General features: G+C 76.8%; 15 protein-coding genes and 1 rRNA gene. 13 read left to right on the forward strand and 3 right to left on the reverse strand.

Going from position 1 to position 15,106, the window contains the following annotated elements; genetic code table 11:
- The 3 genes from rrf (at window position 1) to ACI79G_RS09695 (ending at window position 2,379) form a co-directional block, all read left to right on the forward strand.
- Window positions 1-117 (forward strand): 5S ribosomal RNA (gene rrf / locus ACI79G_RS09685).
- 897 nt (window positions 118-1,014) lie between these two features.
- Window positions 1,015-1,923, forward strand: coding sequence for a tetratricopeptide repeat protein (locus ACI79G_RS09690; protein ID WP_456880919.1), 909 nt, complete (start codon window positions 1,015-1,017; stop codon window positions 1,921-1,923).
- 99 nt (window positions 1,924-2,022) lie between these two features.
- On the forward strand, window positions 2,023-2,379 hold the full coding sequence (locus tag ACI79G_RS09695; RefSeq protein WP_091224223.1) for a single-stranded DNA-binding protein: 357 nt from the start codon (window positions 2,023-2,025) through the stop codon (window positions 2,377-2,379).
- A gap of 8 nt (window positions 2,380-2,387) precedes the next feature.
- Here the strand turns inward: ACI79G_RS09695 and ACI79G_RS09700 are convergent, their stop codons facing one another.
- Entirely contained in the window at window positions 2,388-3,671 is a 1,284-nt protein-coding gene (locus tag ACI79G_RS09700; protein WP_456880920.1) for a DUF1015 domain-containing protein, read from the reverse strand.
- Between the two features lie 108 nt (window positions 3,672-3,779).
- On the opposite strand from ACI79G_RS09700, the gene ACI79G_RS09705 reads away from it, so the two are divergent.
- Together ACI79G_RS09705 and ACI79G_RS09710 are read left to right on the forward strand one after the other, a co-directional pair.
- Window positions 3,780-4,175, forward strand: coding sequence for a tetratricopeptide repeat protein (locus ACI79G_RS09705; RefSeq protein WP_456880921.1), 396 nt, complete (start codon window positions 3,780-3,782; stop codon window positions 4,173-4,175).
- Window positions 4,172-5,245 (forward strand): HAD-IIA family hydrolase, encoded by a 1,074-nt coding sequence (locus ACI79G_RS09710; RefSeq protein ID WP_456880922.1) that lies wholly within the window; start codon window positions 4,172-4,174, stop codon window positions 5,243-5,245. The genes ACI79G_RS09705 and ACI79G_RS09710 overlap by 4 nt, the downstream gene beginning before the upstream one ends.
- A gap of 129 nt (window positions 5,246-5,374) precedes the next feature.
- Here ACI79G_RS09710 and ACI79G_RS09715 read toward each other — a convergent pair whose 3' ends face one another.
- Entirely contained in the window at window positions 5,375-5,692 is a 318-nt protein-coding gene (locus ACI79G_RS09715) for an alkyl sulfatase C-terminal domain-containing protein (RefSeq protein WP_456880923.1), read from the reverse strand.
- Between the two features lie 320 nt (window positions 5,693-6,012).
- Here ACI79G_RS09715 and ACI79G_RS09720 point away from each other — a divergent pair, with 320 nt between their 5' ends.
- The 5 genes from ACI79G_RS09720 to ACI79G_RS09740 all read left to right on the forward strand — a co-directional run bounded on the left by ACI79G_RS09720 (window position 6,013) and on the right by ACI79G_RS09740 (window position 10,821).
- Window positions 6,013-6,147 carry a hypothetical protein gene (locus ACI79G_RS09720; protein WP_456880924.1) on the forward strand — a complete coding sequence of 45 codons (135 nt, stop codon included), beginning with the start codon at window positions 6,013-6,015 and terminating at the stop codon, window positions 6,145-6,147.
- Window positions 6,147-6,944, forward strand: coding sequence for a TlyA family RNA methyltransferase (locus tag ACI79G_RS09725; RefSeq protein WP_456880925.1), 798 nt, complete (start codon window positions 6,147-6,149; stop codon window positions 6,942-6,944). Before ACI79G_RS09720 ends, ACI79G_RS09725 begins: the two co-directional genes overlap by 1 nt.
- A gap of 157 nt (window positions 6,945-7,101) precedes the next feature.
- Window positions 7,102-8,136 (forward strand): NAD kinase, encoded by a 1,035-nt coding sequence (locus ACI79G_RS09730; protein ID WP_456880926.1) that lies wholly within the window; start codon window positions 7,102-7,104, stop codon window positions 8,134-8,136.
- Window positions 8,111-9,946, forward strand: coding sequence for a DNA repair protein RecN (gene recN / locus ACI79G_RS09735; protein WP_456880927.1), 1,836 nt, complete (start codon window positions 8,111-8,113; stop codon window positions 9,944-9,946). Before ACI79G_RS09730 ends, recN begins: the two co-directional genes overlap by 26 nt.
- A gap of 212 nt (window positions 9,947-10,158) precedes the next feature.
- The gene (locus ACI79G_RS09740; RefSeq protein ID WP_456880928.1) at window positions 10,159-10,821 is read left to right on the forward strand and encodes a methylase; all 663 of its coding nucleotides are present in this window, start codon (window positions 10,159-10,161) and stop codon (window positions 10,819-10,821) included.
- Between the two features lie 108 nt (window positions 10,822-10,929).
- Here the strand turns inward: ACI79G_RS09740 and ACI79G_RS09745 are convergent, their stop codons facing one another.
- Window positions 10,930-11,781, reverse strand: coding sequence for a TetR/AcrR family transcriptional regulator (locus tag ACI79G_RS09745; RefSeq protein WP_456880929.1), 852 nt, complete (start codon window positions 11,779-11,781; stop codon window positions 10,930-10,932).
- A gap of 215 nt (window positions 11,782-11,996) precedes the next feature.
- On the opposite strand from ACI79G_RS09745, the gene steA reads away from it, so the two are divergent.
- The 3 genes from steA to ACI79G_RS09760 are packed head-to-tail and all read left to right on the forward strand — an operon-like array spanning window position 11,997 to window position 15,081.
- Entirely contained in the window at window positions 11,997-13,133 is a 1,137-nt protein-coding gene (gene steA, locus ACI79G_RS09750; protein ID WP_456880930.1) for a putative cytokinetic ring protein SteA, read from the forward strand.
- Entirely contained in the window at window positions 13,130-14,080 is a 951-nt protein-coding gene (locus ACI79G_RS09755; RefSeq protein WP_456880931.1) for a copper transporter, read from the forward strand. Before steA ends, ACI79G_RS09755 begins: the two co-directional genes overlap by 4 nt.
- Window positions 14,077-15,081: a hypothetical protein gene (locus tag ACI79G_RS09760; RefSeq protein WP_456880932.1), complete on the forward strand. Its 1,005-nt coding sequence runs from the start codon at window positions 14,077-14,079 to the stop codon at window positions 15,079-15,081. Before ACI79G_RS09755 ends, ACI79G_RS09760 begins: the two co-directional genes overlap by 4 nt.
- The last annotated feature ends 25 nt before the right edge of the window (window positions 15,082-15,106 follow it).

Consider the following 15,106-nt stretch of genomic DNA (forward strand, 5'->3'; position numbering starts at 1 on the left):
TACGGCGGCCATGGCGAGAGGGAAACGCCCGGTACCATTCCGAACCCGGAAGCTAAGCCTCTCAGCGCCGATGGTACTGCTCCGGGAACGGAGTGGGAGAGTAGGACGCCGCCGGACAACTCCTCCAGAACGGGGGTCAGAGCCACGTGCTCTGACCCCCGTTCTGTCATTTCCGCACACTTCCTGCAGCACTGCGCGTGCTGCTCCGAGTTCTGAGGTACGCACACGGTCATGACTTCACCGCGACGAGGCGCCGGCGGTACCGGCGGACAGGGACCCCGAGGAGGCCGTGGCGGTTCCGGACAGGGCCGTCCGCAGGGACGGGGCGCAGGCCAGCGCGGAGGCACGGCCGGTCGCGGCGGACAGGGCGCCTGGCAGGGGCGGCGATCCCCCGGCGGCCGTTCCGAGGACAGCCGAGGCGGGTGGCAGGAGCGCCGTCCCGAGGGTGACCGACCGCAGCGTCGTCCCCAGGGTGAGGGCGACCGGCCGGAGAGGGCCGGGCGGTCGGACTGGCGGGACCGGCGTCCGCAGCGGGAGGGCGGTCCGGGAGTCGACGGTCCCCGTCGCGAGTGGCAGGACCGTCGGCCGCAGGGCGACCGGCCCACCGGTGGGCGCGCCGACTGGCGCGAGCGGCGTCCGCAAGGTGACCGGACGCAGGGCGACCGCCCCGCCCGTGCGGAGCGAGACCGCCCGGGGCGCGGGGACTGGCAGGACCGGCGCCCGGCACGGGCGCGCAGCGAGTGGCAAGACCGCCGTCCGGCCGGGGACCGGGACCACGGTGCCCGCACCGGGTGGCGGGACCGCCCCCGCGCGGCACGAGCCGACGGCGCCGGGCCGGACCGCCGCGAGGGGCGTCCGCAGCGTCCTGGTGGGTCGAGGAGCGAGTGGCAGCCCCGGGAGGGCCGCTCGGGCGGACCGCGCAGCGACTGGCGTGACCGCCGTCCCGGCGACGACCGTCGCGGGCGCCCGGAGCGTGGAGAGGGACCCCGTCATGCCGGGAACCGCACGCCGCCGGTGCCGGCGGGCCCGGAGGTCCCCGAGTGGGCCGACCCGCGCGACCTCGACCAGTCGGTGCGGGCGGCACTGCGCGGCCTCGACCCGCGCAACGCCCAGAAGGTGGCCGGACACCTCGTCGTCGCCGGCACGCTCGTCGACGACCAGCCCGAGGAGGCGCTCGCCCACGCGCGGGCGGCCCGGGACCGGGCGTCGCGCATCGCCGTCGTCCGGGAGGCCGTCGGCGTGGCCGCGTACCACGCCGGCGACTACGCCGAGGCAGCTCGCGAGCTGCGCGCCTACCGCCGGATGAGCGGCGACCCCGGCTACCGGGCGGTGCTCGCCGACTGCGAGCGGGCGCTGGGGCGTCCCGAGGTGGCGTTGCGGCTGGTGCGCGAGGCGCTGGCCGAGCAGCCCGACGCCGAGGAGGCCGTGGAGCTCCGCCTGGTCGAGGCCGGGGCGCGGCAGGACCTGGGTGAGCTCCCGGCGGCCCGGCTCGTCCTGGAGGGCGCTCTGGGCGGCTCGCCGCGGCCGGACTCGGTCGATCTCACCGACCCCACGGTGCTGCGCCTGGCGGGCGCCTACGCCGACCTCCTCGAGGCGGCCGGCGAGGCAGGGGCCGCCGAGCAGTGGCGCGCCGCGGTCGCCGCCCACACGCCGGAGGACGACGTCGAGTTCTCCGAGGAGGAGCTGTCCGCGGCCGACCCGGCTCCGGACGAGGACCCCGCTGCGGCGGGGACCGGATCGGAGCCCGCCGTGCCGGCCGACGCGGCCGAGGAGGCGGACGACCGGGACGGCGTCGAGGTCGGCGACCACGACGTGGACGAGGACGTCGCGGTCGGCGACTACGACTTCGACCAGGACGTCGAGGCCGAGGTCGCCGAGCTGCTGGGTGAGACCGACGCGACCGAGGGCGACGCCGAGCACTGACCACCGACAGCCGTGGCGGCGTCGTCCACACCGGCCCCCTCGGTCCACAGCCCGCCGACGGACCTGGTCCGGCCCGGACCGGGCGGTGAGGCTGCCGTCATGAGCGTGGCTGTGATCGACCGGAACGACGTGGTGCTCCGTGGGAGGCTGTCCGCCCCCGCCGAGGTCAGGACCCTGCCCAGCGGCGACACGCTGGTCAGCTTCCGGCTGGTGGTGCGCCGGCCCGAGCCTCGGGCGAGGGGGCAGTCGACCGACACGCTGCCCTGCATCACCTACGACCGGGCGCTGCAGCGGCGGATCACGGCCTGGCAGGCCGGTGACGTCGTCGAAGTCGAGGGCGCGCTGCAGCGACGGTTCTGGCGGACCGCCTCCGGCACCGCGTCCGTGACGGAGGTCAACTGCCGGCGCGGGCGCAAAGTGCCCCGGTCCGCGGGCCCCGACGCCCGCACCGCCTGAGCGGCCGGTCAGTCCCCGTGCGGCCGCAGCACCAGGCCCGTGCGCGGCTTGGGCACGAACAGCGTCGACTTCCGCGGCATGCGGGCGTTCGCCCGGGCCACGGCGGCGACGTCGGCCGGAGAGGGGGCGCGCAACAGCACGGCCACGCCGCGGCGGTTCCGTGCGCCGTCGAGCGCCTCCTCGACGCCGTGGGCGATGAGCACACCCCCGTGGTCGTCGTCGCGCCCCCACAGCCGCTGCACCAGGCCGTGGTGGGCGAGTACGACGTCCAGGCCACGCCACGCCGCGGGCGCCTCCGCGGGGACGGCGGCGAGCACGTCCTCCGAGGGGGAGTCCAGCCGCACCACCCGGGAGCCGTCACTGACGAGCAGGCCCGACTCGGCGGGGTCGGTGATCCACCGCTCGACGACCTCGGCGGGACTGCCGGCAGCCGCGAGCTCGGTGACCCGGAAGCCGGCCGCCGCCGTGGGGAGCGCCTCGTCGAGGGCCAGGTCGGGCACCACCCGGTGGATCGGCTGCACCCGCAGCCCGCCCGGTCCCATGGGGGTGACGAGGGCCAGGATGGCGTGCGCCCCGTACGCCCGCGCGGCGGCGAAGCGGTGGTGCCCGTCGGCGATGACCGCGCCCGTCTCGGCGAGCGCCGTGGTGACCGCGGCGCTGAGCGCCGGGTCGGCGACCCGCCACAAGGCGTGCCGGACGCCGTCGGCGTCGGTCACCTCGAGGGTCGGCGCGCCGTCCTGGGCCGTGGCGGTCAGCGCCGGGACGTCGGGCTGCGGGTCGTGCGCCAGCACGATGGGCTCCAGGTCGGTCGCGGTGGCCGCGAGCAGGGCGCGGCGTCCCTCCACGGCGACCGGGAAGGTGTCCTCGTGCGGCAGGACGGCGCGGGAGCCGGCCCGCGGCAACCCGACCGCCCCCAGCCAGCCGACCGTCTCGGGAGCGCCGTCCGCCGGGCGCATGGTGTACACCCACAGCGCCGCGCCGCGGTCGCGCTCCAGCACGCCGCTGGTCTCCCAGTCGCGCAGCGTGGCGGCGGCTCCGGCGACGGAGCGGCGCGTCGCGTCGGCGCCGTCGGGGCCGGACGCGACGCCGGGCAGGATGAGGCGCACGATGTTGTGCGGATCGGCGGCGGTCAGCCGGTCCCGCCCCTCCGGGGTCACCAGGTCGTAGGCTGGCGAGCTCACCCGGGCCAGGTGGCCGGGGTCTCGTCGCCGGTAGGTGAGGGCGCGGAAGGGCCGGACCTCGAGTCCCGTCGCAGCTGCTGGGTGCGCGGAGTCCGCCGACGACGAGAGCACGACGGGAATCGTAGGAGCGGTGCGCTCCGGTCGGTGCCGGTCGCGGGCTGCGGGGGAGAGCCGGCGGCGTCGACACCGTCCGGCCGCACCCGGACCGAGGGAGCGGCGGTGACCGACGCGGGGGTGCCCGACGGCGACGTCTACGACTGGTACCAGCGGGGACTGCAGCTGCTGGCCAACCGGGACCCGGCCGCGGCCGCGACGATCCTGGCGCGCGCCGCCGAGGCCGAACCCGGCTCGCGCAGCCTGCTGGAGGCCCTGGCACGCGCCCAGTACGACGCCGGCCGCTACGCCGAGGCCATGGGCACCTTCCGCGAGCTGACCGTCCGCAACCCGGCCGACGACTACGCGCAGTTCGGCCTGGGCCTGGCGGCCAGCCGGGCGGGCGACCTGGACCTGGCCGCCGAGCACCTGGCACTCGCCGTGGCGATGCGGCCCGACCTCGGCCACTACTCCCGGGCACTGCGCGGCGTGCGGGCCCGCCGCGGCGGGGAGACCTCGTGACCGACGCACTCGTCCCGCTGTCGGCCGGCACCGCCGAGCCGCCCTGCCAGGTGTACGACGTCGCGCTGCTCGACCTCGACGGCGTCGTCTACGTCGGTCCCGAGGCGGTGCCGGGCGTGCCCCAGGCGCTGGCGGCCGCGCGCGCCACGGGCATGCGGCTGGGCTTCGTCACCAACAACGCCTCACGGACGCCGGAGGAGGTCGCCGGGCACCTCACCGCCCTCGACGTCCCGGCGAGCGCCGCCGAGGTGATCACCAGCTCGCAGGCGGCGGCCACCGTCGTCGCGCAGCGGCTCGGCGCCGGCGCCCGTGTGATGCCCGTCGGCGGTCCCGGGGTCGCCGCCGCGCTCGAGGCCGCGGGACTCGCCGTGGTGAGCCGCGCCGAGGACGAGCCGCTCGCGGTGGTGCAGGGCTACGGCCGCGACGTCGGGTGGACCGAGCTGGCCGAGGCCGTGGTGGCGGTGCGCAACGGCGCCGAACACGTCGCCACCAACGCGGACGCGACCATCCCCTCGCCGCGCGGCCCGCTGCCCGGCAACGGCGCGCTGGTGGGCGTGGTCAGCGCCGTGACCGGCCGGCGTCCGCTGGTGACCGGCAAGCCGGACCCGGCCATGCACGCCGAGTGCGTCCGGCGCACGGGCGCACGGCGTCCGCTGGTCGTGGGCGACCGGCTGGACACCGACGTCGAGGGCGGGCGCCGGGCCGGCGCGGCGACGCTGCTGGTCCTCACCGGCGTGACCGACCCGCCGGTCCTGCTCGCCGCCGGCCCGGACCGGCGTCCCGACCTGCTCGCGCCGGACGCCGGCGGCCTGCTCACCCCCCACCCGGGCGTGGTCACCGAGGACGGGAGGTGGCGCTGCGGGGAGTGGACGGTCCGGTGCGGCGACGGACCCCTGCGGCTGGGCCGGGACGGCGTCGGGGCACCCGCGGGCGCCGACGGCCTCGACGGGCTCCGTGCCCTCTGCGTCGCGCACTGGGGGCGGCACCCCGAGGCCGCCGCGCCGGTGCAGGTGACCGCCGACGACGAGGCCGCCGCCGTCGTGCTGCGGCAGTGGGGCCTGCCGTCCTGAGGTGGCCCGGTGAGCCGCACGGCCCTCCTGCGGGGGCCCGCCGCCCCCCCCCCCCCGAGGCTCGTCCCGACCCTGCGAGGCGCGAGGAGGACGGGGTCCTTCCACGGTGGGGGGCAGGAGGGGCCTTCCTCAGAGGAGGGAGCGCAGCCGGAGCATGTCCCGCAGGCCGGCCTCCAGCTTCACCCGCCCCGACGCCCAGGCCGGGCCGAACGACAGCCGCCCATCGGTCAGCGCGAGGAGGTCGTCGCTGGACATGGTGAGCCGGATGTCGGCCTTCTCCACCGACGAGCCGTCGGGTTCGGTCCGCAAGTCGCGCACCGAGCCCCGGGCCAGCCGGCCTCGGACGACCTGCCCGAGGTCGGTCAGCCGGCAGGACAGGCTGCGGTCGAGGCCCTGCGCCGCCGGCTTGGCCGCGAGGTCGCCGAGGATGCCCTCGAGGGCGGTCATGCACTGCTCCATCGTCGCCACGCGGGCACGCCTCCATCGCGTTCGGGGACCGGGCGGCCGAACGCTAGCGCCCGCCGCCGGCCCGTGCGCGTCACCCCCGGCCGGTACCCTCGCGGGCCGGGGGAACAGCACCGGGCCGTGCCCGGACCGCCGGTCCCCGAGGTCCTGCCGGCGCCGGCTCGTGCCGCGCCCGTCCACCCGAGAGGCCCGCGATGACCGACCCGTCCCGACCGCGACCGGTCCCGGGGCCGCCCCGGCCCGGCCCGTGGGGCGGTCCGGCGCCGGTCCCGGCCGCAACGGCGTCTCCCGAGGCGGTGCGGGTGGAGGCCTCGGCCGCGGACGAGGGCACGACGTTCGCCGACCTCGCCACGCGCCCGGTGGCCGAGCACGTCGCCGTCTTCGAGGCCGAACACGCCCGGCTGCAGCGCGAGCTCGGCACGATCGACCAGCTCTGATGGTCCGCCGCAGCCGGCTCGACGCGGAGCTCGTGCGGCGGGGCCTGGCCCGCTCCCGGGAGCACGCCGTCGCCCTCATCGCCGAGGGGCGGGTCGCCGTCTCCGGGCGGGCCGCCACCAAACCCGCCACGGGGGTCGACGCCAACACGCCCGTCGTCGTCCGCACCGATCCCGACGAGCCCACCTGGGTCTCCCGCGGGGCGCACAAGCTGCTCGGCGCGCTCGAGGCCTTCCCCGTCCAGGTCGAGGGCCGGCGCGCGCTGGACGCCGGAGCCTCCACCGGCGGCTTCACCGAGGTGCTGCTGCGCCGCGGCGCCCGGGAGGTCGTGGCGGTCGACGTCGGCTACGGGGAGCTGGCCTGGTCGCTGCGCACCGACGAGCGGGTGCGGGTCCTGGAGCGCACCAACGTCCGCACGCTCACGCCCGATCAGGTCGACGGCCCGGTGGACCTGGTCGTCGCCGACCTGTCGTTCATCTCGCTGCGCCTGGTGCTGCCCGCCCTCACCGCCTGCGCCACCCCCGAGGCCGACCTGCTGCCCATGGTGAAGCCACAGTTCGAGGTCGGCCGCGAGCGCCTCGGCGCCGGCGGCGTGGTGCGCGACCCGGCGCACCGGCAGGACGCCGTCCTGACCGTGGCGCGGGCGGCCGCCGAGCTGGGGTGGGGGACGGCGGGCGTCGTCGCCAGCCCGCTCCCCGGGCCGGCCGGCAACGTCGAGTTCTTCCTCTGGCTGCGCCGGGACGCCGGGCCGCCGCGGGAGGACGAGGTGCGCCGCGCCGTGGAGGAGGGCCCGTCGTGACGGGTACCCACCACCCGTCGGGCGGCGAGCACCGCGGCCGCGCCGGCACCCTGCCGGCCACCACCCCCCGAGGAGGGCCAGTGATCGAGCTCGCGAGGTCACCCAGGGACACCGCACTGCCTGGCACGCGACTGACGAGCGCCAGCGAGGAGGAAGCGTGACAGAGGTCAGCCCCACCGTCTGGGCACCCAGCGGCCGTCGGCACGTGCTGCTCGCCGTGCACACCGGCCGCCAGGACATCGTCGAGCTCGCCCGCAGCTCCGCCGCCCGCCTGGCCAAGGGCGGCATCACCGTGCGGTTGCTGGCGGACGAGGCGGAGGCGCTCGGCATCGAGGGCGCCCAGGTGGTGCCCGCGGACGCCGAGGCCGCCCGTGGCGCGGAGATCGTCATGGTCTTCGGCGGCGACGGCACCTTCCTGCGCGCCGCCGAGCTCGCCCGCTACAGCAACGCCGCCCTCATGGGCGTCAACCTCGGCCGGGTCGGCTTCCTCGCCGAGACCGAGCCGGAGGCGGTCGAGGAGACCCTCACCGCGATCGAGCAGTGCGAGTACTCGGTCGAGAAGCGCCTGGCCATCGAGGTCGACGTCCTCGACGCGACCGGCGCCGTCGTCGGCGGCACCTGGGCACTGAACGAGGCGTCGGTGGAGAAGTCCGAGCGCTCCCGGGTGCTCGACCTCGTCGTGGCCATCGACGGCCGCCCGCTGACCAGCTTCGGCTGCGACGGCGTCCTCTTCGCCACGCCCACCGGGTCCACGGCCTACGCGTTCTCCGCCGGCGGGCCGGTCGTGTGGCCCGACGTCGAGGCGATGCTGGTCGTCCCGTCCAACGCGCACGCGCTGTTCTCCCGCCCGCTGGTCACCTCGCCGGACTCGGTGCTCACCGTGGCCATCCCGGCCGACGGCAACCGCGCCCGCGTGTCGGCCGACGGGAGGCGCGCGCTGGAGGTGCCCGAGGGCGGGCGGGTCGACGTCCGCCGGGCCGCCCGGCCGGTGCGCATCGCGCGGGTGCACAAGACCACGTTCGGCGACCGGCTGGTGGCCAAGTTCGGCCTGCCGGTGCGCGGGTTCCGCGACGCCCGCCGGCACGACCCGGGCCACGAGATGGCCCCGGACCGCAACGTGCTGACCCGCGGCTGGGTCCGCGGGGACGGAGAGGAGGGAGGCCGCGGTGGCGGCACGGACGACGACGCGTGAGACCCGGCGGCCGGCCCGCGCGGCGCAGCCGGCCGAGCCGGTCGCCGCTCCCGAGCCGGCCGACGGCGGGACGACGCAGGGCCGGCTGACCGAGCTGCGCATCCGCGGCCTCGGCGCCATCGACGACGTCACCCTCGAGCTCGGCGACGGCCTGACCGTGGTCACCGGGGAGACCGGCGCGGGCAAGACGATGGTCGTCACCGGGCTGACGCTGCTCTTCGGCGGCCGGGCCGACCCCGGCCGGGTGCGCGCCAACGGGCGGGCCGGCGTCGAGGGGCGGCTGGCGCTTCCCGCCGACTCCCCGGTGTGGGAGCGGGCGGCCGATGCCGGCGCCGACCCCGACGACGACGGCACGCTGATCCTGGCCCGCACGGTCAGCGCCGAGGGGCGGTCGCGTGCGCACCTCGGCGGGCGCAGCGTCCCGGTGGGTGTCGTCGCCGAGCTCGCCGAGGGGCTGCTCGCGGTGCACGGGCAGAGCGACCAGCTGCGGCTGTCCCGCCCGGCCGAGCAGCGCCGGGCCCTGGACCGCTACGCCGGCACCGCCCACCTGGAGCTGCTGGACCGCTACCGCGAGGCGTACGGCCGGTGGCGGCAGCTGGCCGGCGACCTCGAGCGCCGCCGCGGCCAGGCCCGGGAGCTGGCGCAGGCCGCCGACGTCCTCCGGCACGGGCTAGAGGAGATCGAGGCCGTGGGCCCGCAGCCGGGGGAGGACGACGAGCTGGACACCCAGGCGCGGCGGCTCAGCGACGCCGACGCGCTGCGCGCCGCCGCCGACGAGGCCCGCACCGCGCTGGTCGGCGACGTCACGGGCGACCTCGGGGACGACCTGCCGCAGGACGCCAGCGCCGCGCTGGCCATCGCCGAGCGGGCGCTGGCCGCCTCCGACGACCCCACGCTGGTGATGCTGGCCCAGGACCTGAACGACGCGGTCGCGGTCGTCTCCGACGTCGCCGGCCAGCTGGCCAGCTACGTCGCCGACCTCGACGCCGACCCCGCGCGGCTGGCCGAGGTGCTGGACCGCCGTGCGGCGATCACCGCCCTGGTGCGCAAGTACGCCGATGTCGGCGAGGGGGTGGCCGGCGTCCTGGCCTGGGCCGAGGACGCCCGCCGCCGGCTGGACGAGCTCGACGTCTCCGACGAGGCGCTCGAGGCGCTGGAGGCCGCGCGCGACGCCGCCCGGGCCGAGGTCGACGACCTCGGCGCGCAGGTGTCGGCCGGGCGGCGTGCGGCGGCCGACGGTTTCGCCGCCGAGGTGGGCCGGGAGCTGGCCGGGCTGGCGATGAAGAGCGCCCGCGTCTCGTTCTCCATCGAGAGCGACCCGGACGCCCCCGGCCCCGACGGCATCGACGAGGTGGCGCTGCTGATGGCCGCGCACCCCGGCGCCCCGCCGCGGCCGGTGCACAAGGGCGCCTCCGGTGGTGAGCTGTCGCGGGTGATGCTCGCCATCGAGGTGGTCTTCGCCGGGGCCGACCCGGTGCCGGTGATGGTCTTCGACGAGGTCGACGCCGGGGTCGGCGGGCAGGCCGCCGGGGAGATCGGCCGGCGGCTGGCGCGGCTGGCGCGGCGGCACCAGGTCGTCGTCGTCACCCACCTGGCGCAGGTGGCGGCGTTCGCCGACACCCACCTGGTCGTCGACAAGTCCCCGGACACCGGTGCGGGCGTGACCGCCACCGACATCCGGGCGGTCGACGGCGAGGACCGGGTCCGCGAGCTGGCCCGGATGCTGTCCGGGCTCGCCGACAGCGACACCGGTCAGGCGCACGCCCGGGAGCTGCTGGCCGTGGCGGCCACGGCGCGGGCAGCGGCGTAACCCGGCGGAGGGACCAGCCGGGCGGGGGGACCAGCCAGTCGAGGGACGGCAGGAGTGACGGCGGAACGAGTGGGGTAGGGCCGGATCGTGCCCCACCGACGTCGCACCGCCGCGGTCGCGCGGTTCCTCGCCCACCGCCCGCTGACCGGTGCCGCCCGGTGAGCTGCTTCTCCTCCGCCGACGAGTCGGCGCACTACGGGTTCAGTGTCTGCATGCTGCTCACGCAGTACCGAGAACAGCTGGGCTGGGCGCGCGAGGGCGTCGTCGAGCTCGGCACCGGTGACGCCACCGCCATCGCCGACGTGGTGGCCGGCCTGCCGGAGCTGAGGGTGCGCAGCTTCGACATCAGCGCCCCGTCGGTCGAACGAGCCCGCGAGAACATCGCCGCCCGCGGGGTCGCCGACCGGTACACCGTGGAACTCGGCGACTTCTTCGACGGCGCCGACTCCGCAGCCGGGGCAGTGGCGTCCACGGTGATCGCCAACCCGCCCTACATCCCGGCGCCGGACCGCGACATCCTCATGCCCGAGCTGTGGGGCGGGGTGTACGGCAACGACCTCGTGCTGCAGCTGCTCAAGGCCGGCTACCGCAACGTCGTCACCGCGGTGCCGAGCTACGCCGACCCGGAGACGACGGTCCGGACGGCGGAGGACCTCGGCTACCGGGTCGCCAACTTCCTCGCGATGGGCCTGGACTACGGCGAGTACAGCAGCGAGCCCAAGGTGCGCGACCACATCCGCCGGTTGGTCGCCGAGGGCCGGGGCTGGGCGGGGGAGGGCGAGTACATGGTCGCCGTCGCGCTGTTCACCCAGGACCCGGACATCCCCGGCGACCGCGCCGGCCAGTTGCTGCGGGCGCTGCAGCTGCCCGTCTGATCACCTGTCCTGCCGAGTGGGCAGATGGGGACGCCGACATCCGCGGACACGCCGAAGACGCCGACCCGAACTGCCCACTCGCGGTGACGACCAGTGCTCGAGCGAGGCTCAACGCCGCTTGGCGTAGCCGGCGAGGCCGAACTGCAGCAGCGCCAGGCCACGCTCGCCGCGGGCGCGGAGCTCGGCCGACAGCTCCGGACCGGACACCCCGGCGAGCACCCGGTCGCGGGCCAGCTCCAGCAGCGCGGCGTAGAGGCCGAGCACCGCGTGCGCGGCCAGCCACGGCGCCAGCTCACCGGGCTCGGCCCGCGTCTCCTCGGCGATCAGCTCGGCCAGCGCCGTGGTCAGCTCGCCGAGGATCTCGCGCTCGCGCACCTGCAGGGTGCGGCTGCCGCGGATCACCTGCGCCATCTCCGCCACGCCGGCCGCGGCCTCGGGCGCGCCCAGCCCGCTCATCGCCCGGACGATGAAGGTGCCGGCCGCCGCGCTCACCGACTCCCCGGCGGGCCGGGTGCGCACCGTCTCGAGCAGCGCCGCGCGCATCGGCGGATCGGCCTCGAAGACCAGCCCCTCCTTGACCGGGAAGTGGTTGAACACCGTCTTCTCGACGACGCCGGCGCGCTGGGCGATCTCCACGACGCTCACCGCGTCGAAGCCGCGCTCGGCGAACAGCGCGGCGGCGGCCTCGATGATCGTGGCGCGGGTCTGCTGGCGGCGCCGCTCGCGCAGGCCCGGTCCGCGCAGGGCACGCCGGCCGCGCCGGCCACGGGCGGGCTGTTCCTGCTCGGTCGGCACAGGCGGAGCGGCCGGGGTGGTGGCTCCGGGCAGCGGGGGCGTCTCGTCGTCGGCACCGGCCGGCGGCTCGGGCGCGGACAGCTCGTGGACGACCGCGTCCGACGCCTCCGGTCGGACCTCGTCGTCGGAGTCCGTACGACCGACCGCCCGCGCCCCTGGAGTCACCCGGACAACGCTAGACAGCCCGCCCGAGTGCGCCGGAGGGGCTCGTCGGCCATTCGGGCCCGGCGTGTCGCCGTTCCGTGGTGTCGGTCACTCTGAGTGACCATAGAGTCGTCGATGCGCGTCGGAGGACAGCGGTGCTGAGCCTCCGTGGGAGAGTGCAGGCCATGCGCATCGGCTCTCTCCGCCGTGGCCGGGCGCCGGAAGCGGCCCCCGGAGTGACCGGCACCGTGCGGCTGGACCGCCGCACCAAGAACCTCACCAAGCGGCTGCGCCCGGGTGACGTCGCGGTCATCGACCACGTCGACATCGACCGGGTCAGCGCGGACTCCCTGGTCGCGTGCAAGGTCGCCGCGGTGGTCAACGCCGCCCCCAGCACCTCCGGCCGCTACCCCAACCTCGGCCCCGAGATCCTCGTCAACGCCGGCATCCCGCTCGTCGACGGCGTCGGCAAGGACGTGCTCTCGGCGGTCAAGGAGGGGACGGCGGTCCGCGTCGACGGCAACCAGCTGCTGCTGGAGGACGGCACCGTCCTCGCCGAGGGCACCCAGCAGACCGCGGAGTCCGTCGCCGAGGCGATGGCCGAGGCGCGGGCCGGGCTGTCGGTCCAGTTGGAGGCGTTCGCCACCAACACGATGGAGTACATGAAGCGCGAGCGCGCGCTGCTGCTCGACGGCGTCGGCGTCCCCGACGTGGTCACGCCGATCGAGGGCCGGCACGTGCTGGTCGTCGTCCGCGGCTACGACTACAAGGAGGACCTGCAGGCGCTGCGGTCCTACATCCGGGACTACCGCCCGGTGCTGATCGGCGTCGACGGCGGGGCGGACGCGCTCGTCGAGGCCGGCTACCGCCCGGACATGATCATCGGCGACATGGACTCGGTGAGCGACGAGGTCCTGAAGAGCGGCGCCGAGGTCGTCGTCCACGCCTACGCCGACGGCCGGGCGCCGGGCCTGGCCCGGGTCCAGGACCTCGGCGTCGAGGCGATCACCTTCCCGGCCGCCGCCACCAGCGAGGACATCGCGATGCTGCTGGCCGACGAGAAGGGCGCCTCGCTCATCGTCGCCGTCGGCACCCACGCCACCCTGGTGGAGTTCCTCGACAAGGGCCGCGGTGGCATGGCCTCCACCTTCCTCACCCGGCTGCGGCTGGGCGGCAAGCTCGTCGACGCCAAGGGCGTGAGCCGGCTCTACCGCAGCCGCATCTCCACGCTGACCCTCGTCGTCCTGGTGCTCGCCGCCTTCATCGCCATCGGGTCGGCCCTCGCCGTCTCCGCGGCCGGCCGCGTCTACCTCGACCTGATGGTCGACCAATGGAACAGCTTCGTGTTCTGGCTGGAGAACCTCTTCTCGTGATCGACTTCCGCTACCACCTGGTCTCGCTGATCGCGGTCTTCCTGGCCGTCGCGCTGGGCATCGTCATCGGCACCACCGCGCTCAACGCGCCGATCCTCGAGGACCTCGAGGGCCAGGTGGCCACGCTCACCGAGGACAAGCGGGACCTGGAGACGCAGACCCGGGAGCTGCAGACCCAGCTGGACACGAGTGACGCCTTCGAGGAGGCCGTCGCCCCCGCGCTGGTCGCCGGCAGCCTGGCCGGGCGCAGCGTCGTGCTGGTCGCCACCGAGGACGTCGCCGCCGACACGGTCGAGGACGTCTCCACCCTCGTCGGCCAGGCCGGCGGCACCCTGACCGGCACCATCCGGCTGCAGCCGGAGTACACCGACCCGGCCACCGCCGCCGAGGTGCAGAGCTACGTGACGGGGCCGGGCCTGCCGACCGGCCTCACGTTGCCCGAGACCGACGACACCGGCCAGCTGGTCGGCTCGCTGCTGGCCCAGGCGCTGATGCGCCCGACGGCGCCCGGCGCACCCGCCCCGGACACCGCCGCTCTCTCCTCCGTGCTGGCCGGCCTGCGGGCCCTCGACGTCCTGGACGTCGAGTCCAGCTCGGTGACCCCGGCCGACTTCGCGGTGGTGCTGACCGCCGGCGCCCCGGCCGGGGAGGACGCCGAGCAGCGCACCGACACGCTCGTCGACCTGGCGCTGGCCCTCGACGCCGCCGGCTCGGGTGCCGTCGTCGCGGGGGACGCGACCTCGGCCGGCGAGACCGGTCTGGTCGGCGTCATCCGGGCCGACCCGGAGAACTCGGTGGCCGTCTCGACCGTGGACAACGTCGACTCGGCGTCCGGCCGGATCAGCACGGTGCTCGCGCTCGGGCGGGAGAGCGCGGGCACCTCGGGCGCCTACGGCACGGGTGAGGACGCCCAGCCGGTCCCGCCGATCCCCAGCGCGACCCCGTGACCCGCCGCAGCCCCGACGGCGGCGCGCGGCGCCTGGCGCTGCTCGCCCTCGCCGGTGCCGCCGCGGCCCGGCTCGGCCTGGCCGGGGCCGCCGCGCTCGACGCGCGCCCGGCCGGCGCGCCCTGGCGGCGCACCAACTACGCCGGCCGTCCGGTGACCCTGCTCGGCGGCCCGGCCCTGGCGCTGGCCGCGACGGCGTCCGCGGTGGCCGGGGGGCCCGCGGGCACCCGCGCGGCCGCCGCGCTGGTCGGCAGCGTGTCGGGGCTGGTGGGCGGCTACGACGACCTCGCCGGCGCCCGCCCCGAGCAGGCACGGGACAAGGGGCTGGCCGGGCACCTGCGCGCGCTGCGCGCCGGGCGGGTGTCGGCCGGTGCGGTGAAGGTCGCCGGCATCGGCGCCGCCGCCGCGGCCGCGGCCCTCCTCTACAAGGACCCCGCTGCCCCCCAGCGGCCCCGTCCAGGGCACCGCCCCCAGCCTCGATCGGCCCTCCTGCAGGGTCCCGCCGCGAGCCTGCGAGTGGCGGGGGGCAGGAGGGTCCTTCACGGGGGGGACGGGGGCCTTCTACCTGCAGCGGGGCTGCACCGCCTCACCACGCTCGCCGACGCCGTCCTCACCACCGGGCTGGTCGCCGGGACGGCCAACCTGGTCAACCTGCTCGACCTGCGTCCCGGCCGCGCGGCCAAGGCCGCCGCGCTCGTCGCCGCCGCGGGTCTGGGGAGCCCGTCGGGCGCGCTCGTCGCCGGGCCGTTCGGCGCGAGCCTCGCCGTGCTGCCGGCCGACCTGGGGGAGCGGGTCATGCTCGGCGACTGCGGCGCCAACGCCGTCGGCGCCATCCTCGGGCTGCGGCTGGCCGCGGTGCCGGGGCGCCCGGCGCGGGCCGGGGCCCTCGCGGTGGTCGTCGGGCTCACCCTGGCCAGCGAGCGGGTGAGCTTCACGCGCGTCATCGAGGCCACCCCCGTCCTGCGGGACCTGGACCGGCTCGGCCGCCGCCGCGGTGCGTGAGCGAGCGCGCGAGCCCACCAGTGGG

It is taken from the genome of Geodermatophilus sp. SYSU D00779 (assembly GCF_054050595.1).